Genomic DNA, 20,251 nt, shown 5'->3' with positions numbered 1-20,251 from the left:
CCGGAAGCCGAGAGCACGACCCCTCGGACCGCACCCACGCGGCGAAGCCGCAGAACGACACAGGCCGGCGCCCCCCCGAGGCGGCCGTGCCGCCGACCGGGAACGGGAGGGTGGCGTCTGTCTCGGGGCTGGGCCGCTGCTTCTCAGGGGCGCGGGGAACTGCGCGGAACGGGGCGGAGCCCCGTGCGGGGGTGCTGGGGGCCGAGCCCCCCGCCGGGGTGCCGGGGTGGAGCCCCGCGTGCCGTCCGCCCGGGGCGCGGGGAGGGTACGGGCGGCGGGGGCGAGGTGCTCGGCGTAGGGTGGGGCGTCATGACCTGGCTGATCACCGGCGGAGCCGGTTACATCGGGGCGCACGTGGTCCGGGCCATGACCACCGCGAACGAGCACGTCGTGGTCCTGGACGACCTGTCGGCCGGGGTTGCCGACCGCCTCCCCGCCGACGTCCCCCTCGTCGCGGGCTCCTCGCTCGACGCCACCCTCCTCAAGCGCGTGCTCTCCGAGCACGCCGTCACCGGCATCGTCCACCTCGCCGCCCGCAAGCAGGTCGGCGAGTCCGTGGCCGAGCCGGCCCGCTACTACCAGGAGAACGTCGGCGGTCTGGCCACTCTTCTGGACGCCGCCGCAGGCGCCGGGGTCGAGCGGTTCGTCTTCTCCTCCTCCGCCGCCGTCTACGGCAATCCCGACGTGGACCTCATCACGGAGGACGCCCCCTGCGCCCCCGTGAACCCCTACGGCGAGACCAAGCTCGCCGGTGAGTGGCTGGTCCGGGCCGCCGGCCGGGCGCACGGCATGGCGACGACCTGCCTGCGCTACTTCAACGTGGCCGGCGCCGCCGAGCCCGCCCTGGCGGACACCGGCGTGTACAACATCGTCCCGATGGTCCTGGACCGCCTCACCCGGGGCGAGGCCCCGCGCATCTTCGGCGATGACTACCCCACCCCGGACGGCACCTGTGTCCGTGACTACATTCATGTGGCGGACCTCGCCGAGGCCCACCTCGCCGCGACCCGGCGGCTGTCCTCGGCGACCTCGGCGGGCGATCTGACGCTGAACATCGGCCGGGGCGAGGGGGTCTCGGTGCGCGAGCTGATCACCCTCATCGGCGAGGTCACCGGCGACACCACCCCTGCCCTCGTGGAACCGCGGCGCCCGGGCGATGCCCCGCGCGCCGTCGCGTCCGCCGCGCGCGCCGCGCGCGAACTGGACTGGCGCGCCCGGCGCGGGGTGCGCGAGATGGTGGAGTCGGCCTGGCAGGGCTGGCTCCTGCACCACCCGGCGGCCGCACGCCGGTGAGTGCGCCCCCGCGGGGCGGTTCCCGGCCCTCGGCGCGGGGCACGATCAGGGATCACGGCCACGACCGGTGACCGTCCGGTGACGTCCCGGCAGGACATGCGGGGCAGCGAAGTGCCGGGAGTGCCGGATTCGTGCGGCAGACTTGGGGCTGGAAGACCGAGGCGAAGGATGGGTATGGCGATCACACCTGCCACCGCGACGCACAGCGCGTCGAACGGCACCGCGGAAGCGATCATGCTGGAGCTGGTGGACGAGGACGGCACCACGATCGGCACCGCGGAGAAGCTCGCCGCCCATCAGCCGCCGGGGCAGTTGCACCGGGCGTTCTCGGTGTTCCTCTTCGACGAGCGGGGCCGCTTGCTGCTCCAGCAGCGCGCGCTCGGCAAGTACCACTCCCCCGGCGTGTGGTCCAACACCTGCTGCGGCCACCCCTACCCCGAGGAGTCGCCCTTCGCGGCGGCGGCCCGGCGGACGTACGAGGAGCTCGGCGTCTCGCCCTCGCTGCTCGCGGAGGCGGGCACGGTCCGCTACAACCACCCGGACCCCGATTCCGGCCTGGTCGAGCAGGAGTACAACCACCTCTTCGTGGGTCTGGTGCAGTCGCCGGTGCGGCCGGATCCGGAGGAGGTGGGCGCGACCGCCTTCGTGACGCCCGCCGAGCTGGCGGAGCGCCACGCGCGGGACCGTTTCTCCGCCTGGTTCATGACCGTGCTGGACGCGGCCCGCCCGGCGGTCCGGGAGCTGACGGGGGACACCGCCGGCTGGTGAGTGCCTCCGCCGCGGCCGCCCCCGACGCCTTAGCCCGGAGCGGGTCACACGAGGGGACGCAGCGGCAGGGTGGCCCAGATCACCTTGCCGCCGCTCGCCGTGCGCGCCATGTCGCAGGCCCCGCCCGCCTCCCGCGTGATCTCACGCACGAGCAGCAGGCCGCGCCCGCCGGTCCTCCCGTGGTCGGTCTCCAGGGCGGTGGGGCGGTAGGGATGCTCGTCCTCGACCGAGACCCGCACCCAGTCCGTGCCGACGGCCACCTCGACGGCGAGCGTCGGGGAGAGCAGTGCCGCGTGCCGGACCGCGTTGGTGGTCAGCTCGGAGACGATCAGCAGCAGCCCCTCGACCACGTCCTCGGCGGCCGGGACCCGCTGCCGGGCCAGCAGGTCCCGTACGGCCCGCCGGGCCTGCGGCACCGAGGCGTCCACGGTGGGCGCCGTGAAGCGCCACACGCCCTCGTGGGGCAGCGCCCCCGGGGGTCCGCCGGCCGCGGGGCCCTCTCCCTCGGCGGGGCGGGTGCCGCCACCGGCCGCGCCCCCTTCCCCGCCCCTGGTCCGGTCGCCGTCCTCGCGCTCGATTGTCACCACGGGTCGAGTGTGGGGAAGCGGCCCGCCCGCCCACGGAGCTGAACAGAAGTCAGCAGGTATCGACGGCTTCCGACCGAAGCGGCATGCCCTCTGCGCCCTCCCGACCGCTTCCGATCACCTGGGGGACGGATGGATACCATCCGCTCATGCTCATGGAGCCCCAGTTGCTGCACGAGGCGACCGGTCCGGTCGCCACCGTCGTCATCCACCATCCGGTCAGGCGCAACGCCATGACGACCGGCATGTGGCGGGCGCTCCCACCGCTGCTCGACACCCTGGCAGCCGATCCCGCCGTGCGGGTGCTCGTGCTGACCGGCGAGGGCGGGACGTTCTGCGCGGGCGCCGACGTCACCGAGCTGCGGCAGTCGCCGCGGGAGGCGCAGGAGCTCGCGGTCCTGGCCGAGGAGGCGCTGGCCGCCTTCCCCAAGCCGACGCTGGCCGCGGTGCGGGGGCACTGCGTGGGCGGCGGGGCGCAGCTCGCGGCCGCCTGCGACCTGCGGTTCGCCGAGGAGGGCGCGCTGTTCGGGGTGACGCCGGCCAGGCTGGGGATCGTCTACCCGTCCTCCGCCACCCGGCGGCTGACCGCACTGGTGGGCCCGGCGACCGCCAAGTACCTGCTGTTCTCGGGTGAGTTGATCGAGGCCGGGCGGGCGCTGCGCACCGGCCTGGTGGACGAGGTGCTGCCGGCCGGCGCGCTGCGGGCGCGGGTCGAGGAGTTCACCGGCGTCCTGGCCGCCCGCTCGGGGCTCACCCAGGCCGCGGCGAAGGAGTTCGCCGACGGGCGCACGGACCGGGACGCGTACTGGGCCGCGCAGGCGGGGGCGAGCGGTGAGGCGGCGGAGGGCGTGGCCGCGTTCCTGGAGCGCCGGGAGCCGCGCTTCGCGTGGACCCCGGACCGGGCGACGGCGTCCGCGCCCGAGTGACGCGGCCGCCCCGCGCCCGTCCCCCTACGCCTGGAGGAAGCGGCTCCGGGTCCGCATCCGTTCGACGAGGTGGGCGGGGGCCTTCTCCGGTGATCCGGCGTCGTAGGGCGGCCGGGGGTCGTACTCGGTCATGAGCTGGACGGCCTGGGCGTGTTCCTCGCCGGCGATCCGGCCGAGCAGGGTGAGGCCCATGTCGATGCCGGAGGAGACGCCGGCGGCGGTGACGTACTTGCCGTCGGTGACCACCCGCTCCCCCGTCGGCTCGGCCCCGAGCCGCTTCAGCTCGGTCAGGGCCAGCCAGTGGGAGGTGGCGCGTCGGCCCTCCAGCAGGCCGGCGGCGGCCAGCAGAAGGGAGCCTGTGCAGACGGAGGTCGTCCAGCTGCTGGTGGCGTCGGCGGTGCGCAGCCAGTCCAGCAGGACCGGGTTGTCCATCTGCGCGCTCTGCCCCGGGCCGCCGGGCACCACGACGATGTCCGGGTGGGGCATGTCGGCCAGGGTGCGGTCGGCGGTGAGCGCGAGGGTTCCGCTCTCGTTGCGGACGGGGCCGGTCCGCTCGGCGAGGAAGACGGTCTCGGCGTCCGGGAGGCGGCCGAGGATCTCGTAGGGGCCGACGATGTCGAGGGCGGTGAAGCGGTCGAAGAGCACGAGGGCGATGCGCATGCGGGGGTTCCTCTTCTCGGGTTCTCTGGGCGGTCACGTACGCAGGGGCCGGGACCTCGGTGAGGACGAAGGCGACGACGCGGCCGGGGCCTCACGGCGGGGCAGCGGGCGGAAGCGGCGGCGGTACTCGGCCGGGGCCGTGCCGAGCGTCCTGACGAAGGCGCGGCGCATCGCCTCGGGCGTGCCGTACCCGCTGGCGCGGGAGACCTCCTCCACGCCGTCGGTGCCGTCCTCCAGCAGGCGCCGGGCGTGTTCGAGGCGGACGCGGTCGACGTAGCGGCCGGGTGTCGTGCCGGTCTCCGCCCGGAAGGCGCGGGCGAAGTGGCGGGGCGAGAGGCGGGCGCGGGCGGCGAGGGCGTCGACCCCGAGGTCCTCGGCCGGATGCTCGGTGATCCATTGCTGGATCTCGCGCAGCGGCTCCCGCCGGGCGGTCTGGGCCGCGAGCTGGGCGCTGAACTGGGCCTGGCCTCCGGGGCGGCGCAGGAAGACGACGAGGTGACGGGCGACGGTGAGCGCGACCTCGCGTCCCAGGTCCTCCTCGACGAGGGCCAGGGCGAGGTCGATGCCGGAGGTCACGCCCGCGGAGGTGGCGATGTGTCCGTCGCGGACGTAGATGGGGTCGGGGTCGACGTCGATACCGGGGTGCCGGCCGGCGAGCCGCTCGCAGTACGCCCAGTGGGTGGTGACCCGGCGCCCCTCGAGCAGGCCCGCCTCGGCGAGCAGCAGGGCGCCGGTGCACACGGAGACCAGGCGGCCGGCGCGGGGGCCGTGGCGGCGCAGCCAGTCGAGCAGGGCCGGGTCGGGGGCGCGGGTGCCCTTGCCGCCGGGAACGAGGAGGGTGTCCGGGGCGGCGGCTTCGGCGAGGGTGCCCTCGGGGACGAGGGTCAGACCGGAGGAGGTGCGCACGGGGGCGCCGTCGAGGGAGGCGGTGGTGACGCGGTAGGTCCCGGGGGCCTGGAGTTCGGCGCCCGCGAAGACCTCCACGGGGCCGGTGACGTCGAGGCTCTGCACACCGTCGAACAGGACGACCAGGACGTTTCGCATGTCCTCGATTCTCGGTGGCGTCCGGTGACGTCCGCAATGACGAGCTTCCCACCTTTCCTGCCACGCCCCGCGGCCGGGGAGACGGGATTCCGGCCGTCCGGGGGCCACCGGCTTCCGTACGTACTGACCAGTCGGTAACCTCGTGGCATGACCTCTCCCCTGCCGGAGCGCGCCGGGCGGCGCTGCCACAACCGGCTCAATCCGCTGCACTCCACGCACTACTTCTCGCCCGACCTGGGGCGGGAGCTGGCCGCGCTGGGCGTCGGGGACCCGACGGCCGCCTATCTCGCCGCGCGCGCGGCCGCGATGGGGGCGGTGGACGCCGGGGTGGTGACCGCCACGTTCTACAACTTCCGTCCCGGGCTGGTCGCCCGGCACGTGCCCGCCGTCTGGGAGACCGCCTCCCCCGCCGTGGTCCTCGCGGCCCGGCTGCGGGCCGTCGACGCGACGCTGCGGCGGTTGCTGGGCGAGGAGGTGCGCACCGCCGAGGAGGTGGCGGAGGCGGCGGAACTGGCACTGGTGGCCGCGCAGGCGTGCACGCCGGTCGCGCGCCCCCTGTACGCGGCGCACGCCGGGCTGCCTGTGCCCGAGGAACCGCACCTGGCCCTCTGGCACGCGGCCACACTGCTGCGCGAGCACCGCGGCGACGGGCATCTGGCGGTCCTCCTGGCCGCGGAGCTGGACCCGCTGGAGGCCCTGGTGAGCCACACCGCGACCGGCAAGGGCATGGCGCCCCAGTGGGCGCTCGGCACCCGGGGCTGGAAGCGCGCGGAGTGGGACGCGGCGGTCGAGCGGCTGCGCGGGCGCGGACTGCTGGACGGGGACGGCGAGCTGACACCGGCCGGGGCCGCGCTGCGGCGGGAGATCGAGGCGGAGACGGACCGGCTGGACCGGGCGCCCTACGCGCACCTGGGAGCGGCCGGGGTCGAGCGGCTGACCGAGCTGGCCGGCGGGCTCGCCGGGCGGGCGCTCGCGGCGGGTGCCTTCCCCGCGGGCATGACGGGCAAGGGCTGAGGGTACCCGGATGTCTCCCGGCGGGCCTGCCGGGGAGACGAAGGGAGAAACGCTGTGTTCCGAGCGATCGCGGATGTGTTGCGGCAGATCGGCGGGGCGGTGGCGACCGTGGTGACGCTGCCGTTCCGGGCGGTGGCGCGCCTGTTCGGAGGTGCGTCCAGCAGTACGCGACGGGCCTGAACGGGGGCGCGCCACTCGCGCGCCCCCGCCGGCTCCGCCTTCCGGTGCGCCGCGCGACTGCCCGCGCCCCTTGCGGGTCGCTGTCGGTGCCGCCTGTAAGAATTGCCCGGCAAGCCGGGATCTGAGAAGGCGGTACGGGAACGTGACGACAGCCGGGACCACTGGGGCAGGGTCGATCGAGGGCAGGATCGCCGAGGAACTCGGCGTGCGGGAGCGGCAGGTGAAGGCCGCGGTGGAACTGCTCGACGGCGGTTCGACCGTGCCGTTCATCGCCCGCTACCGCAAGGAAGCCACCGAGATGCTCGACGATGCGCAGCTGCGCACGCTCGAGGAGCGGCTGCGGTATCTGCGCGAGCTGGAGGAGCGGCGCACGGCGGTCCTGGAGTCGGTGCGCGAGCAGGGCAAACTCACCGAGGAACTGCGGGCGCGGATCCTCGGCGCCGAGACGAAGGCGCGGCTGGAGGACATCTACCTCCCCTACAAGCCCAAGCGCCGCACCAAGGCACAGATCGCCCGCGAGGCGGGGCTCGAACCGCTGGCGGAGGGCCTGCTCGGGGACCCCTCGGTCGACCCGCTCGCCGCGGCCACCGCGTTCGTCGACGCGGACAAGGGCGTCGCCGACCCGCAGGCCGCGCTGGACGGTGCCCGGGCCATCCTGACCGAGCGCTTCTCGGAGGACGCCGACCTGATCGGCGAGCTGCGCGAGCGCATGTGGGTGCGGGGCCGGCTGGCCGCCAAGGTGCGCCCCGGCAAGGAGGAGGCGGGCGCCAAGTTCGCCGACTACTTCGACTTCACCGAGCCGTTCACCGAACTGCCCTCGCACCGCGTCCTGGCGCTGCTGCGCGGCGAGAAGGAGGAGGTCCTCGACCTCGTCCTGGAGCCGGAGGAGCCCTCCGAGACGCCGTCCGCCCCGTCGTCGTACGAGGGGATCGTCGCCTCGCGGTTCGGGATCGCCGACAAGGGCCGGCCGGCCGACAAGTGGCTCAAGGACACCGTCCGCTGGGCCTGGCGCACCCGCATCCTCGTCCACCTGGGCATCGATCTGAGGCTGCGGCTGCGGACGACCGCCGAGGACGAGGCGGTGCGGGTCTTCGCGGCCAACCTGCGCGACCTGCTGCTCGCCGCCCCGGCCGGCACGCGCGCCACGCTCGGCCTGGACCCCGGTTTCCGTACCGGCGTGAAGGTCGCGGTGGTGGACGCGACCGGCAAGGTCGTCGCCACCGACGTCATCCACCCGCACGTGCCGGCCAACCGGTGGGACGAGGCGCTGGCGAAGCTGGCGCGGCTGGCGAAGGAGCACGCGGTCGAGCTGATCGCGATCGGCAACGGCACGGCCTCCCGCGAGACCGACAAGCTCGCCGGTGAACTCATCGCCAAGCACCCGGAGTTGAAGCTCACCAAGGTCATGGTCTCGGAGGCGGGCGCCTCGGTGTACTCGGCCTCGGCCTTCGCCTCGCAGGAGCTGCCGGACATGGACGTCTCGCTGCGGGGCGCCGTCTCCATCGCACGCCGGCTGCAGGACCCGCTGGCCGAGCTGGTGAAGATCGACCCCAAGTCGATCGGCGTCGGCCAGTACCAGCACGACCTCTCCGAGGTGAAGCTCTCGCGCTCGCTGGACGCGGTGGTGGAGGACTGCGTGAACGGCGTGGGCGTGGACGTCAACACGGCCTCCGCGCCGCTACTGGCCCGCGTCTCCGGCATCACCTCCGGCCTCGCCGAGAACATCGTCACCCACCGGGACACCAACGGCCCGTTCACCTCCCGCGCGCAGCTCAAGAAGGTGGCGCGGCTCGGCCCGAAGGCGTACGAGCAGTGCGCGGGCTTCCTGCGCATCCGCGGCGGCGAGGACCCGCTGGACTCCTCCAGCGTGCACCCCGAGGCGTACCCCGTGGTGCGGCGGATGGTGAAGACGGCGGGCAGCGAGGTGGCCGCGCTGATCGGCAACACGGGAGTGCTGCGCTCGCTGCGGCCGCAGGACTTCGTGGACGACACCTTCGGTCTGCCCACCGTCTCCGACATCCTCAGGGAGCTGGAGAAGCCGGGGCGCGACCCGCGCCCGGCCTTCAGGACGGCCGTCTTCAGGGACGGCGTGGAGAAGATCTCCGACCTGACCCCGGGGATGGTCCTGGAGGGCGTGGTGACGAACGTGGCGGCCTTCGGGGCGTTCGTGGACGTCGGTGTGCACCAGGACGGCCTGGTGCACGTCTCGGCGATGTCGAAGACGTTCGTGAAGGACCCCCGGGACGTGGTGAAGCCGGGCGACATCGTGAAGGTGAAGGTGCTCGACGTCGACATCCCGCGCAAGCGGATCTCGCTGACGCTGCGCCTCGACGACGAGGCCGCGGCCGGTGCCCCCTCGGCGGGCGGGGGGCGGCCGCAGCGGGCCGGACGGGCCCCGCAGCCGCGCCAGGGCGGCGGCGGTGGCAAGCGGGGCGGCGCCGCCCCGCGCCAGGCGGCGCCCGCCAACAGCGCGATGGCGGACGCCCTGCGCCGGGCCGGGCTGGTGAACCCCAAGGGGCGCTGACCGCACGGCCGTCACAGTCCCCGTGGCGCGCGGGCCGCGCGCCACGGGGACTGTGACGGCCGGATGGCGATCGTGTGGCGGGGGCCCCATGGACACCACGCCCCCGCAGGGGACTCAATAGGCTCCGAACGGTTCAACGGACCCCGGACCCCCACGACTTGGAGTTCCCGTGCACCGCAGACTCATCGCCCCGGGCGCGCTCGCCGCCGCCTCCCTCCTGCTGGCGATCCCGGCATCGGCGGCCGAGGCCTCACCCGGGGCGCCGGGTATCGGCGACCCCTACTACCCGTACTACGGCAACGGCGGCTACGACGTCTCCCACTACGACCTGCGGCTGACCTACCGGCCCTCGACCGACGAGCTCTCGGGCACCGCCACGATCTCGGCCCGCACCACGCAGAGCCTCAACCGTTTCAACCTCGACTTCCTGCTCGACGTCAGCGAGGTGCGGGTCAACGGCAACGCGGCGAGGTTCGCCACCTCCGGTGAGCACGAACTGGAGATCACCCCGAAGAGCCCGCTGGCCAAGGACACGCCCGTGACCGTCGTCGTCCGCTACAGCGGGGTGCCCTCGACGAAGAGCGCCTACGGCTTCACCACCTGGCACCGCACCCCGGACGGGGCGATCGCGGCGGACGAGCCCGAGGCGGCGTGGTGGTGGTTCCCCAGCAACGACCACCCGAGCGACAAGGCCACCTACGACGTCTCGGTCGCCGTCCCCGACGGCACCCAGGCCCTCTCCAACGGGACGCTGCAGTCGACGAGTTCACAGCGCGGCTGGACCCGCTACAACTGGCGGCAGAACAAGCCCCAGGCGACCTACCTGACCACTCTCGCCCTCGGCCGCTTCGACGTCACCACCGCTACCTCCGACGGCGGCGTCCCGGTCCTCAACGCCTACAGCAAGGACCTCGGCGACAACGACGGGGCCGCCCGGGCGAGCGTCGAGCGGACCGGTGAGATCGTGGACTGGCTGAGCGGCTACCTCGGCCCGTACCCCTTCTCCTCGGCCGGCGGCTACGTGCCGAACACGACCACCGGGTACGCGCTGGAGACCCAGACGCGGGTCTACTACTCGCCGAAGCAGTTCGCGGGCGGGTCCAACACCTCGGTCGTGGTGCACGAGCTGGCCCACCAGTGGTACGGCGACGACGTGTCGATCGCCGGCTGGAAGGACATCTGGCTCAACGAGGGCTTCGCCCGCTACGCGCAGTGGCTCTGGTCGGAGCACGAGGGCGAGGGGACGGCCCAGGAACTGGCCGACTACACCTACGCCTCGCACCCGGCCGACGACCCGTTCTGGACGGTCGCGCCCGGGGACCCGGGGCCGGACAACCAGTTCGCCGCGGCCGTGTACGACCGCGGGGCGCTCGCGGTGCAGGCGCTGCGGAACGCGGTCGGCGACGAGACGTTCTTCGCGATCCTCAAGGGATGGCCGAAGAGCCACGCGTACGGGAACGCGTCGGTGGGCGAGTTCCGGGCGTACGCGGAGGGGGTGGCCGGGCGTTCGCTGAAGGCGCTGTTCGACACGTGGCTGTACGACACGGTGCGGCCCGCGCAGCCGGCGGTGGCCTCGGCCTCGGCACGGGGTACGGCCCCCGTGCGGCCCGCGTCGTGGACGAAGATCCAGGCGACGAACGACGTGCACGCCGGGTGAGGGCTGCTCGCACCCACGCGGCGGAGCCGCATGGCGATACGGCCCCGCGCCCCTGCCAAGGGGGCGCGGGGCTCGCGTCTCAGCCCGCGTCCTCGAACCGTTCGCCCCGCTCCGCCCTGGCCACCAGGGACGCCGGCGGTGCGAACCGCTCCCCGTACCGCTCGGCCAGCTCCCGCGCCCGCGCGACGAACCCGGGCAGGCCGCCCTCGTAGCCGTTGACGTAACTCAGCACGCCGCCGGTCCAGCCCGGGAAACCGATGCCGAAGATCGACCCGATGTTGGCGTCGGCGACCGAGGTCAGCACCCCCTCGTCCAGCAGCCGCACGGTGTCCAGCGCCTCCGCGAACAGCATGCGTTCCTGCATGTCGCGGAACGGGATCTCGTGCCCGGGCTTGGTGAAGTGCTCGCGCAGCCCGGGCCACAGGGCGCCCCGGCGGCCGTCCTCGCCGTACTCGTAGAAGCCCGCGCCGCCGCCGCGCCCGGTCCGCCCGAACTCGTCGACCATGCGGTCGACGACGGCCTCGGCGGGGTGCGCGGTCCAGGTGCCGCCCGCCTCCTCCACCGCGCGCCGCGTCTCGGTGCGGATCTTGCGCGGGAGGGTGAGCGTGAGCTCGTCCATGAGGGAGAGCACCTTCGCCGGGTAGCCGGCCTGCGCCGCGGCCTGCTCGACGGAGGCGGGCTCGATGCCCTCGCCGACCATCGCCACGCCCTCGTTGAGGAAGTGCCCGATGACGCGCGAGGTGAAGAAGCCGCGCGAGTCGTTGACGACGATGGGCGTCTTGTTGATCTGCCGGACGAGGTCGAAGGCGCGGGCCAGTGCCTCCTCCCCGGTCCGCTCCCCCTTGATGATCTCGACCAGAGGCATCTTGTCGACGGGTGAGAAGAAGTGCAGCCCGATGAAGTCGCTCTGGCGCTCGACGCCCTCGGCGAGGGCGGTGATGGGCAGCGTGGAGGTGTTGGAGCACAGCAGCGCGTCGGGGGCGACGACCTGCTGGACCTCCTGGAACACCTTGTGCTTGAGCGAGGTGTCCTCGAACACCGCCTCGATCACCGCGTCGCACCCGGCGAGGTCGGCCGCCTCGGCGGTGGGCGTGATCCGGGCGAGCAGCGCGTCGGCCTTGTCCTGGGTGGTGCGGCCGCGCGAGACGGCCTTGGCGCACAGCTTCTCGCTGTACCCCTTGCCCTTGACGGCGGCTTCCAGGGACACGTCCTTGAGCATCACCTCGATGCCCGCGCGGGCGCAGGAGTAGGCGATGCCCGCGCCCATCATCCCGGCCCCGAGGACGGCGACCTTGCGCACCTCGCGCCGGGCGACGCCCTTGGGCCGGTTGGCGCCGGAGTTGACGGCCTGGAGGTCGAAGAAGAACGCCTGGATCATGTTCTTCGCGGTCTGTCCCACGGCCAGGTCGACGAAGTAGCGGGCCTCGATGACCTGCGCGGTCTCGAAGTCGACCTGGGAGCCCTCGACGGCGGCGGCCATGATGTTGCGCGGGGCCGGGTAGGGCGCCCCGCCCGTCTGCTTGCGCAGGTTGGCCGGGAAGGCGGGCAGGTTGGCCGCGAACTTGGGGTTGGCGGGGGTGCCGCCGGGGATGCGGTGGCCGGGTTCGTCCCAGGGCTGGGCGGACTCGGGGTGGGCGTCGATGAAGGCGCGGGCCCTGGCGAGCATGTCCTCGGGGCTGTCGGCGACCTCGTCGACCAGGCCGTGCTCCGCCGCCCGGCGCGGGGTGTACTGGGTGCCCTGGAGGAGGACCTTGAGCAGGGCGTCGGCGATGCCGAGCATCCTGACCGTGCGGACGACGCCGCCGCCCCCGGGGAGCAGGCCGAGGGTGACCTCGGGGCAGCCGATCCGGGAGCCGGGGGCGTCCAGGGCGACGCGGTGGTGGCAGGCGAGGGCGATCTCGTAACCGCCGCCCAGGGCGGCGCCGTTGAGCGCGGCGACGACCGGCTTGCCGAGGGTCTCGATGCGGCGCAGGTTCCGCTTGATCGCCATGCTGTTCTCGAAGACCGCCTGGGCGTCGGCGGACGTGACGCGGATCAGGTCGCGCAGGTCGCCGCCGGCGAAGAAGGTCTTCTTCGCGGAGGTGAGGACGACGCCGCGGATGCCGTCCTTCTCGGCCTCCAGGCGGTCGGCGATGGCGGCCAGGGAGGCGCGGAACGCCGCGTTCATGGTGTTCGCGGACTGGGTGGGGTCGTCGAGGACGAGGGTGACGATGCCGGTGTCGTCCTGCTCCCAGCGGATGGTGGTGGCTTCGGTGCTCATGCGGGGGTGCTCCAGGTGATCGGGTGATCCGTCGGGAGGGGTCAGACGCGCTCGACGATGGTGGCGATGCCCATGCCGCCGCCCACGCAGAGGGTGGCGAGGCCGTACCGCTTGTCCTGGCGCTCGAGTTCGTCGACGAGCGTGCCGAGGATCATGGCGCCGGTGGCGCCGAGCGGGTGGCCCAGCGCGATGGCGCCGCCGTTGACGTTGACCTTGTCGAGGGACAGGCCCATGTCCTTGACGAAGCGGAGGACCACGGCCGCGAAGGCCTCGTTGATCTCGACGAGGTCGATGTCGTCGATGGTGAGCCCGGCGCGGGCCAGCGCCTTGCGGGTGGCGGGGGCGGGGCCGGTGAGCATGATCGTCGGCTCGGAGCCGGAGACGGCGGCGGAGACGATCCGGGCGCGCGGGGTGAGGCCGTAGCGCTCGCCGATCTCCCTGGAGCCGATCGCGACGAGCGCGGAACCGTCCACGATGCCGGAGGAGTTGCCCGCGTGGTGGACGTGGTCGATCCTCTCCACCCAGTGGTACTTCTGCAGCGCGACGGCGTCGAAGCCGCCGAGGTCGCCGATGTCGGCGAAGGAGGGCTTCAGCCTGGCCAGGGAGTCGGCGGTGGTGCCGGGGCGCAGGTGCTCGTCGTGGTCGAGGACGGTGAGGCCGGCGCGGTCCTTGACGGGGACGACGGACCGCTCGAAGCGGCCCTCCTTCCAGGCGGTCGCGGCGCGCTCCTGGGAGAGGGCGGCGTACTCGTCGACCTCGCGCCGGGAGAAGCCCTCGATCGTGGCGATGAGGTCGGCGCCGATGCCCTGGGGGACGAAGTTCGTGGCGAGGTTGGTCATCGGGTCGGCGAACCAGGCGCCGCCGTCGCTGGCCATCGGCACCCGGGACATCGACTCCACGCCGCCCGCGAGCACCAGGTCCTCCCAGCCGGAACGCACCTTGGCGGCGGCCATGTTGACCGCTTCGAGCCCGGAGGCGCAGAAGCGGTTCTCCTGTACACCGGCCACGGTGTCGGGCAGCCCGGCGGCGATCGCGGCGATCCGGGCGATGTCGGAACCCTGGTCGCCGACCGGGCCGACGACGCCGAGGACGATGTCGTCGACGGCGGCCGGGTCGAGTCCGGGGAAGCGGGCCCGCAGCTCGTGGATGAGGCCGGTGACGAGGTCGACGGGTTTGGTGCCGTGCAGGGCTCCGTCGGCCTTGCCCCGGCCACGCGGGGTGCGGATCGCGTCGTAGACGTACGCTTCGGTGCTCACGGGCGGACCTTTCGGGAGTCGTGCGGGGGTCGGGGGGCGTCGGTGACGAGGTGCGGCAGGTTCCAGTCTCGTGCGACGGCGGCCGTGTCGGCACCCGGCAGCGCGGGTCCGCTCCGTACGGCCGTGGGGGTCGCGGAGAAGCGGGGCGCGGGGGCCGGCTGGGTGAGGCCGCCGTGGTCGGTGAAGGTACCGCGCGCGGCGAGGTGCGGGTCCTTCGGTGCCTCGCGCAGCGAGAGGACGGGGGCCACGCAGGCGTCGGAGCCGGCGAACACCTCGGTCCACTCCTCCCGCGTGCGGGTGCGGAAGCGGGCGGCGACGGCGGTCCGCAGCTCGGGCCAGCGGGCCGGGTCCTCGCGCGGCGGAAGCGGCCGGCTCACCCCGAGGAGGTCGGTGAACTCGGCGTAGAACCGTTCCTCCAGGGCGCCCACCGCCATGTACCGGCCGTCTGAGGTCTCGTAGGTGCCGTAGAACGGGCAGCCGCCGTCGAGGAGGTTGGCGCCGCGCAGGTCCTGCCAGGCACCGGCGGCGAGCATGCCGTGGAGCATCGCGGTGAGGTGGACGGCGCCGTCGACGATGGCGGCGTCCACGACCTGGCCGGTGCCGGTGGCCCGGGCGTGGTGCAGCGCGGCGAGGCAGCCGACGACGAGGTAGAGGGAGCCGCCCGCGTAGTCGCCGAGGAGGTTGGCGGGGGCGACGGGCGGGCGGCCGGGCTCGCCGGTCATGCCGAGGGCGCCGGTGCGGGCGAGGTAGGCGAGGTCGTGGCCGGCCCGGTCGGCGAGGGGGCCTTCCTGGCCCCAGCCGGTCATCCGGCCGTAGACGAGGCGGGGGTCGCGGGCGTGGCAGTCGGCGGGGCCGACGCCGAGCCGTTCGGCGACGCCGGGGCGGTAGCCCTCCAGGAGGATGTCGGCGCGGGCGGCCAGGTCGAGGACGCGCGCGGGGCCTTCGGGGGACTTCAGGTCGAGGACGACGGAGCGCTTGCCGCGGTTGGTGACGTCGAGGGCGGGGTCGATGCCGAGGCCGGGTCCCCCGGGGCGGTCCACGCGGACGACGTCGGCGCCGAGGTCGGCGAGGAGCATGGCGGCGAAGGGCGCGGGGCCGATGCCGGCGAGTTCCACGACGCGGACACCGGTGAGCGGGCCCTCGAAGGGCGGCGGTGCGGGCGGGGTCGGTGCTCCTGGCATGGAATCCTCGGGGGCGAGCAAGCGCTTGGTCACTGGTGGGTCCAGGGTAGGACACGGGGCGCGATTCCGCGCGCCCCCTGCAGCCCTACCCGTCCCGGGGAGCCCACCCCCACGTCGGCGCGAAAGTTCGCGCCCCCGCCGAGGAGCCGCACGTCGCCACGGCCCCGCCCCCCCCTGGCGGGCGCCCTGGCCCTGGGCCCTTCGTTCGGATCAGGCGGGCTGGGAGGCGCGGTGCGTCCTCGGCCGACCTGAGCGGGGTCCGGTGCGTGCGGCCGCAGGACGGAGGAGGGCGCCAGGGCGGAGTCCTGGCAACCGACGACAACGCCGCGGGCGGGCGTGCCGGGCCCCGCGACGCCGGGATGATCCGGACGAAGGGCCCTAGGAGGTCGCCGCCGCCAGGGCCTCGCGGCAGAGCCTGTCCGCCCTGCGGGTCGTCTCGGGGAGGCGGTACCGGGGCGTCAGGGCCAGGGTGTGCGCGCAGGCGTTGTCGAGGCCGACCCGGTGGCCCGCCGACACGAAGACCGGCTTGACGCCGGCCCGGGTGCGCAGGGCGCGGCCCACCTCCTCGCCGTCCTCGGCGAGCAGGGGGCTCGCGCTGCCGCGCGGTGCGGCCGGGGGCTCGTGGGTGAAGGTGAAGGGGTTCTTCGCGACGCCGAGGACCGGGAGTCCGGTCAGCACGCCGAGGTGACAGGCGAGCCCGAAGCGGCGGGGGTGGGCGCGCCCGTACCCGTCGCACACGACGAGGCCGGGGTCGCAGGGCAGCGCCCGCAGGGCGGCCAGCACGGCGGGGATCTCACGGAACGCCAGCAGGCCGGGCACGTAGGGGAAGGCGACCTCGCCGACGGCGGTGGCCTCGGCGAGGGGCTCCAGTGTGGCCGCGTCGAGGACGACGGCCGCCGCGGCGACGACGTCGCGCGCGTCGTCGTAGGCGACGTCCACACCCGTCACCCTGCCGGTCCCCGGCGGCGGTCCGGGCTCGTCCAGGATCACCTCGCCGCGCAGCGCGTCCTGGACGGCGAGGGCTTCTTCCACGGTGGCGGGGACGGGAGGGCCCGCGGGGATGCGTACGGTCGTCATGATGCCGACGAGGGTACGGCCCCGCGGGCCGCGCTCACTTGCCGAGGGCCCGCTGGAGCTGCGCCTTGTTCATGTCCGAACGGCCGTGCACGTTCTTCTTCCTGGCCTCTTGGTAGAGCTGCTCGTACGTCGGCCCCTGCGCGCCCTTGCCGGACCGCCGACCGCCCCGCTCGCCCGAGGACATGTCCTGCGTCGAGGTCCTGCTCGCCGACCTGGCCTCGCCCGACCGGGCGCGCTCCTTGTTCACCGTGCGGGCGGCGATCTCCTTCGCGCGCCCGGTGTTCTCGCCGCGGTCCTCGGCGCTCTTCTTGATGTGCTCGTACTGGCGTTCACGCTTCGGGCTCGACCCGCTGGGCATGGACGTTCACTTCCTTTCGGGACATCGTGCGAAGCGGGTACCCCGCCTCGGCCGGGCAAGCCCCGCGCGGGCCGGAACGCGTGGGGCCGCCCGGGCCTGTTGCGCCCGGGTGGGAACCGGGAGGCGCCGGGAGGTGTCCTTCTGTCATGTCACGGCGTCCTTCGGACGAGGTGTGGATCACTCTGCGGAACACGCGCCCCGGTGATTGGACTCGGTGACAGAGGTCACTCGCGTCTCGTGTGCACGGAACGGCCGGTTCCGGCGTCTTTTCGGTCGACGGGTTCTGGCCACCGGGAGCCCGTCCAGCCCACCACAAGGGAGCAAGGCGATGTCCACCGTCATAGAGCAGCCCGTCGAGGCACGCCTGGTCGCCGCCGCGCCTCGGATGTCGAGCATCCCCGCCGCGCTCCACTACGACCGCGCCGACCCGTTCGCGGTCCGCATGACCTTCCCCGCGCCGGCCACGCTGGAAGGCGTGGACGTGTGCTGGACGTTCGCGCGGGAGCTGCTCGCGAGCGGTCTGGAGCGCGCGGAGGGCGAGGGCGACGTGCGGGTGCGGCCGTACGGCTACGACCGGACGGTGCTGGAGTTCCACGCGCCCGAGGGCACGGCCGTGGTCCACGTGCACTCGCGGGACGTGCGCAGCTTCCTGCGCAGGGCGGCGGAGCTGGTGCCGGTGGGCCTCGAACACCAACAGGTCGACCTGGACCGCGATCTGGCGGAGCTGATGCGCGAGGCCTGAGGCGGTCCGCCCCTCCTCGGTTTCCCTGCCCCCGGCGGGTGGCCCCGCCCGCCTTCCTCAGGCGGCCCGGGCCCTCGCCTCCACCGCGGCCGCCAGGCCGCCCCTGATCTCCCCGGCGACCGCTCCCCGGGTCAGTTCCTCCGCGCGGGCGAGGTCGGCCCCGGACGGGGGCGCCAGCGCGCCCGCCGTCGTCGCCAGCGCGGCCAGAGCCGCGTCCTCCGGCGGGACCCGCGCCGCCGACGGTGCCGCGAGCGCGCGCCGGACGGCCTTCTGGAGGGCCGTCGTCTCCCCGGGGTCCACCGGCGAGTAGTCCACCCTCGGCAGGAAGCCGAGCGCCCGCCGCTTCCCGGGCCGCAGGCGGCCGTCGGCGGCCAGACCGGCCCGCACCGCGTCCAGCGTGACGGAGGCGTGCGCCGTCACCCACTCGGCCCAGGTGCGCGGCCGGGACTCCATGACCAGTTCGAGGAAGTCGTCGAGCGCGTCGTCCCCCGTCCTCGCGTCGAGGTCGGCGGGGGTGACGATGCCGTCCACGTCGGTCAGCGGCCCGCGCCGCGCCAGTTCGGTGAGGGCCCCGGCCCGCACCAGGTACGGCAGCCGGTCGGCGGCGAGCGGTTCGCCCGTAGCCGTGTCCCAGGACAGCAGGCAGAGGCGGGCGGGCAGGCTGAGGGAGCCATGGAGCACGTCGGCCTCCTGGTGCTCGGGCGGGCCGCCGCCGCACTTCCGGGCGCCACCGGTCCGCGATTATTCCGTTGACACCCCTGCTACCCGTTCCTACCGTGGACAACGGTTCTGTTGCCGTCGATCGGAGAAGGACGTTGCTCGTCTGAGGTTCTGGGACACCGCGCCGCACTCCTACCGCGCCGTGCCGAGTCGTACTCGGCCGGGCCGGGACGTGTGCGCGTCGTGTGCGACCTCGTTCCACGAGCCGTCCCGCCGACGGAGGACCGTCACTTCTTCTTCCCTCCTCCTCGCGGTGTCCCGCACGCGTGTTCACGATCCGCCCCACACGCTCTGCGAGGCCGCATGCATACCTCCCTCACCTGTATCTCCCTCTCCTTCTCCTGGCCGGACGGCACCCCCGTCCTCGACGGCCTCGACGCCGCGTTCGGCCCCGGCCGCACCGGACTCGTCGGCGTCAACGGATCGGGCAAGTCGACCCTGTTGAAGCTGCTCGCCGGGGAACTGACCCCCTCGGGCGGCACCGTGCGCGTCACCGGCGAACTCGGGTACCTGCCGCAGAACATCACGCTCGACACCTCCCTGCGGGTGGACGAGGCCCTCGGCATCGCCGCCGTGCGCGCGGCGTTGCACGCCATCGAGGCGGGCGACGTGGACGAGGCGCACTTCACTGCCGTCGGCGACGACTGGGACGTGGAGGAGCGCGCGCTCGCGGTCCTCGGCGAGCTGGGCCTCGGTCACATCGGGCTGGACCGCACGCTCGGCGAGGTCTCCGGCGGCGAGTCGGTCCTGCTCCGGCTGGCCGCCCTGCTGCTGCGCCGCCCCGATGTGCTGCTGCTCGACGAGCCCACCAACAACCTCGACCTGCACGCGCGCCGCCGGCTCTACGAGGCCGTGGACACGTGGTCGGGGCCGGGCGCGCTGGTGGTGGTCAGCCACGACCGCGAACTCCTCGACCGCGTGGACCGGATCGCCGATCTGCGCGCCGGCGAGCTCACCTGGTACGGCGGCAACCTCTCCGCGTACGAGGAGGCGCTCGCCGTCGAGCAGGAGGCCGCCGCCCGGATGGTGCGCGTCGCGGAGTCGGACCTGCGCAAGCAGAAGCGCGAACTCGTCGAGGCGCAGCAGAAACTGGCCCGCCGCAAGCGGTACGGGCAGAAGATGTGGGACAGCAAACGCGAGCCGAAGATCGTGATGGGGGCGCGCAAGCGGGCCGCCCAGGAGTCCGCGGGCAAACACCGCATCCTGCACGAGGAGCGGCTGAGCGCCGCCCGGGAGCGGCTCGACGAGGCGGCGGACGCCGTCCGGGAGGACGACGAGATCCGCGTCGAGCTGCCGCACACCGCGGTGCCCCCGGGCCGCACCGTGTTCACCCTGCGCGCGCTCGAGGTGGCCCACGGGGCCCTGCGGGAGGGTGCGCTCGATCTGCACGGGCCCGAGCGGGTCGCGCTGACCGGGCGCAACGGCGCCGGCAAGACCACCCTGCTGCGGACCCTCGCGGGCGAGCTGCCGCCGGTGCGGGGCGAGGCGGACGTCCATGTGCCGGTCCGGTTCCTGCCGCAGCGGCTCGACGTGCTCGACGAGGCGCTGACGGTCGCGGAGAACGTGGCCCGGTTCGCGCCCGGCGCCACCGACAACCGGATCCGGGCGCGGCTGGCCCGCTTCCTGTTCCGGGGTGCCCGGGCCGACCGGACGGCGGGGACCCTGTCCGGCGGCGAGCGGTTCCGCGCGGCCCTGGCGGCGCTCATGCTCGCCGAGCCCGCGCCGCAGCTCCTGCTGCTGGACGAGCCGACCAACAACCTCGACATGGCGAGCGTGCGGCAGCTCGTCTCGGCGCTGGAGTCCTACGAGGGCGCCCTCGTGATCGCCTCCCACGACCTGCCGTTCCTGGAGTCCGTCGGCATCACCCGCTGGCTGCAGCTGGACGGGGGCGAACTGCGCGAGACCTCGGCCGAGGAGGTGGTGTCGGGCTAGGCCCGGGAGTCGTGCCTGGCCAGAGGCCTTTACAGCGCGCTTAACCTACGCCTGCGTAACCTACGGTTTCGTAGC

The 20,251-nt window shown here is 74.0% G+C and carries 18 protein-coding genes; 9 read left to right on the top strand and 9 right to left on the bottom strand.

The window, feature by feature from the left end:
• The first annotated feature begins 309 nt into the window (after nt 1–309).
• Both galE and idi read left to right on the top strand, forming a co-directional pair.
• Nucleotides 310–1,293, top strand: coding sequence for a UDP-glucose 4-epimerase GalE (gene galE, locus OHB09_RS28095; RefSeq protein ID WP_093592860.1), 984 nt, complete (start codon nt 310–312; stop codon nt 1,291–1,293).
• Nucleotides 1,294–1,467: 174 nt separating this feature from the next.
• Nucleotides 1,468–2,061 (top strand): isopentenyl-diphosphate Delta-isomerase, encoded by a 594-nt coding sequence (idi, locus tag OHB09_RS28090; protein WP_006139877.1) that lies wholly within the window; start codon nt 1,468–1,470, stop codon nt 2,059–2,061.
• Nucleotides 2,062–2,105: 44 nt separating this feature from the next.
• Here idi and OHB09_RS28085 read toward each other — a convergent pair whose 3' ends face one another.
• Nucleotides 2,106–2,648: an ATP-binding protein gene (locus tag OHB09_RS28085; RefSeq protein WP_093592863.1), complete on the bottom strand. Its 543-nt coding sequence runs from the start codon at nt 2,646–2,648 to the stop codon at nt 2,106–2,108.
• Nucleotides 2,649–2,800: 152 nt separating this feature from the next.
• Between OHB09_RS28085 and OHB09_RS28080 the strand changes: the two genes are divergently transcribed.
• On the top strand, nt 2,801–3,571 hold the full coding sequence (locus tag OHB09_RS28080; protein ID WP_328923070.1) for an enoyl-CoA hydratase/isomerase family protein: 771 nt from the start codon (nt 2,801–2,803) through the stop codon (nt 3,569–3,571).
• Nucleotides 3,572–3,595: 24 nt separating this feature from the next.
• On the opposite strand, the gene OHB09_RS28075 is transcribed toward OHB09_RS28080, so the two are convergent.
• Complete coding sequence (locus tag OHB09_RS28075) at nt 3,596–4,231, bottom strand: DJ-1/PfpI family protein (protein WP_328922737.1); 636 nt, start codon at nt 4,229–4,231, stop codon at nt 3,596–3,598.
• A gap of 33 nt (nt 4,232–4,264) precedes the next feature.
• Entirely contained in the window at nt 4,265–5,275 is a 1,011-nt protein-coding gene (locus tag OHB09_RS28070; RefSeq protein ID WP_328918295.1) for a GlxA family transcriptional regulator, read from the bottom strand.
• 147 nt (nt 5,276–5,422) lie between these two features.
• Here OHB09_RS28070 and OHB09_RS28065 point away from each other — a divergent pair, with 147 nt between their 5' ends.
• From OHB09_RS28065 to OHB09_RS28050, 4 genes are all read left to right on the top strand, one after another.
• Complete coding sequence (locus OHB09_RS28065) at nt 5,423–6,289, top strand: SCO6745 family protein (protein WP_093592873.1); 867 nt, start codon at nt 5,423–5,425, stop codon at nt 6,287–6,289.
• A 54-nt stretch (nt 6,290–6,343) separates the two neighbouring features.
• Entirely contained in the window at nt 6,344–6,469 is a 126-nt protein-coding gene (locus OHB09_RS28060; protein ID WP_259297165.1) for an LPFR motif small protein, read from the top strand.
• A gap of 142 nt (nt 6,470–6,611) precedes the next feature.
• On the top strand, nt 6,612–8,993 hold the full coding sequence (locus OHB09_RS28055) for a Tex family protein (RefSeq protein ID WP_328918296.1): 2,382 nt from the start codon (nt 6,612–6,614) through the stop codon (nt 8,991–8,993).
• 169 nt (nt 8,994–9,162) lie between these two features.
• Complete coding sequence (locus OHB09_RS28050; protein WP_328922736.1) at nt 9,163–10,650, top strand: M1 family metallopeptidase; 1,488 nt, start codon at nt 9,163–9,165, stop codon at nt 10,648–10,650.
• Between the two features lie 79 nt (nt 10,651–10,729).
• On the opposite strand, the gene OHB09_RS28045 is transcribed toward OHB09_RS28050, so the two are convergent.
• The 5 genes from OHB09_RS28045 to OHB09_RS28025 all read right to left on the bottom strand — a co-directional run bounded on the left by OHB09_RS28045 (nt 10,730) and on the right by OHB09_RS28025 (nt 16,782).
• Nucleotides 10,730–12,910: a 3-hydroxyacyl-CoA dehydrogenase NAD-binding domain-containing protein gene (locus tag OHB09_RS28045; protein WP_167793992.1), complete on the bottom strand. Its 2,181-nt coding sequence runs from the start codon at nt 12,908–12,910 to the stop codon at nt 10,730–10,732.
• A gap of 41 nt (nt 12,911–12,951) precedes the next feature.
• Nucleotides 12,952–14,166, bottom strand: a complete 1,215-nt coding sequence (locus OHB09_RS28040) for an acetyl-CoA C-acetyltransferase (protein ID WP_328922735.1) — start codon at nt 14,164–14,166, stop codon at nt 12,952–12,954.
• The gene (locus tag OHB09_RS28035) at nt 14,163–15,347 is read right to left on the bottom strand and encodes a CaiB/BaiF CoA transferase family protein (RefSeq protein ID WP_328922734.1); all 1,185 of its coding nucleotides are present in this window, start codon (nt 15,345–15,347) and stop codon (nt 14,163–14,165) included. Before OHB09_RS28035 ends, OHB09_RS28040 begins: the two co-directional genes overlap by 4 nt.
• Nucleotides 15,348–15,725: 378 nt before the next feature.
• Nucleotides 15,726–16,424 carry an endonuclease V gene (locus tag OHB09_RS28030; protein ID WP_191851786.1) on the bottom strand — a complete coding sequence of 233 codons (699 nt, stop codon included), beginning with the start codon at nt 16,422–16,424 and terminating at the stop codon, nt 15,726–15,728.
• Between the two features lie 34 nt (nt 16,425–16,458).
• Nucleotides 16,459–16,782, bottom strand: a complete 324-nt coding sequence (locus OHB09_RS28025) for a plasmid stabilization protein (protein ID WP_093592882.1) — start codon at nt 16,780–16,782, stop codon at nt 16,459–16,461.
• Nucleotides 16,783–17,110: 328 nt separating this feature from the next.
• Here OHB09_RS28025 and OHB09_RS28020 point away from each other — a divergent pair, with 328 nt between their 5' ends.
• Nucleotides 17,111–17,524, top strand: coding sequence for a spore wall synthesis regulator SsgD (locus OHB09_RS28020; protein ID WP_006139864.1), 414 nt, complete (start codon nt 17,111–17,113; stop codon nt 17,522–17,524).
• 57 nt (nt 17,525–17,581) lie between these two features.
• Here the strand turns inward: OHB09_RS28020 and OHB09_RS28015 are convergent, their stop codons facing one another.
• Nucleotides 17,582–18,205: a GOLPH3/VPS74 family protein gene (locus tag OHB09_RS28015; protein ID WP_167793990.1), complete on the bottom strand. Its 624-nt coding sequence runs from the start codon at nt 18,203–18,205 to the stop codon at nt 17,582–17,584.
• Nucleotides 18,206–18,547: 342 nt separating this feature from the next.
• Here OHB09_RS28015 and OHB09_RS28010 point away from each other — a divergent pair, with 342 nt between their 5' ends.
• Nucleotides 18,548–20,176, top strand: a complete 1,629-nt coding sequence (locus OHB09_RS28010; RefSeq protein WP_006139860.1) for an ABC-F family ATP-binding cassette domain-containing protein — start codon at nt 18,548–18,550, stop codon at nt 20,174–20,176.
• The last annotated feature ends 75 nt before the right edge of the window (nt 20,177–20,251 follow it).

This window comes from Streptomyces griseoaurantiacus (assembly GCF_036189845.1).
Classification (GTDB): Bacteria; Actinomycetota; Actinomycetes; order Streptomycetales; family Streptomycetaceae; genus Streptomyces; species Streptomyces griseoaurantiacus.
Note: the sequence above shows the minus strand (reverse complement) of the source record. Positions and strands in the feature narration are given on the sequence as shown.

Coding starts and splice junctions, on each gene's coding strand:
- OHB09_RS28075 (WP_328922737.1), bottom strand. CDS start 4,231: ATGCGCATCGCCCTCGTGCTCTTCGACCGCTTCACCGCCCTCGACATC.
- OHB09_RS28035 (WP_328922734.1), bottom strand. CDS start 15,347: ATGCCAGGAGCACCGACCCCGCCCGCACCGCCGCCCTTCGAGGGCCCG.
- OHB09_RS28010 (WP_006139860.1), top strand. CDS start 18,548: ATGCATACCTCCCTCACCTGTATCTCCCTCTCCTTCTCCTGGCCGGAC.
- OHB09_RS28065 (WP_093592873.1), top strand. CDS start 5,423: ATGACCTCTCCCCTGCCGGAGCGCGCCGGGCGGCGCTGCCACAACCGG.
- OHB09_RS28070 (WP_328918295.1), bottom strand. CDS start 5,275: ATGCGAAACGTCCTGGTCGTCCTGTTCGACGGTGTGCAGAGCCTCGAC.
- galE (WP_093592860.1), top strand. CDS start 310: ATGACCTGGCTGATCACCGGCGGAGCCGGTTACATCGGGGCGCACGTG.
- OHB09_RS28045 (WP_167793992.1), bottom strand. CDS start 12,910: ATGAGCACCGAAGCCACCACCATCCGCTGGGAGCAGGACGACACCGGC.
- OHB09_RS28030 (WP_191851786.1), bottom strand. CDS start 16,424: ATGACGACCGTACGCATCCCCGCGGGCCCTCCCGTCCCCGCCACCGTG.
- OHB09_RS28025 (WP_093592882.1), bottom strand. CDS start 16,782: ATGCCCAGCGGGTCGAGCCCGAAGCGTGAACGCCAGTACGAGCACATC.
- OHB09_RS28020 (WP_006139864.1), top strand. CDS start 17,111: ATGTCCACCGTCATAGAGCAGCCCGTCGAGGCACGCCTGGTCGCCGCC.
- OHB09_RS28080 (WP_328923070.1), top strand. CDS start 2,801: ATGGAGCCCCAGTTGCTGCACGAGGCGACCGGTCCGGTCGCCACCGTC.
- idi (WP_006139877.1), top strand. CDS start 1,468: ATGGCGATCACACCTGCCACCGCGACGCACAGCGCGTCGAACGGCACC.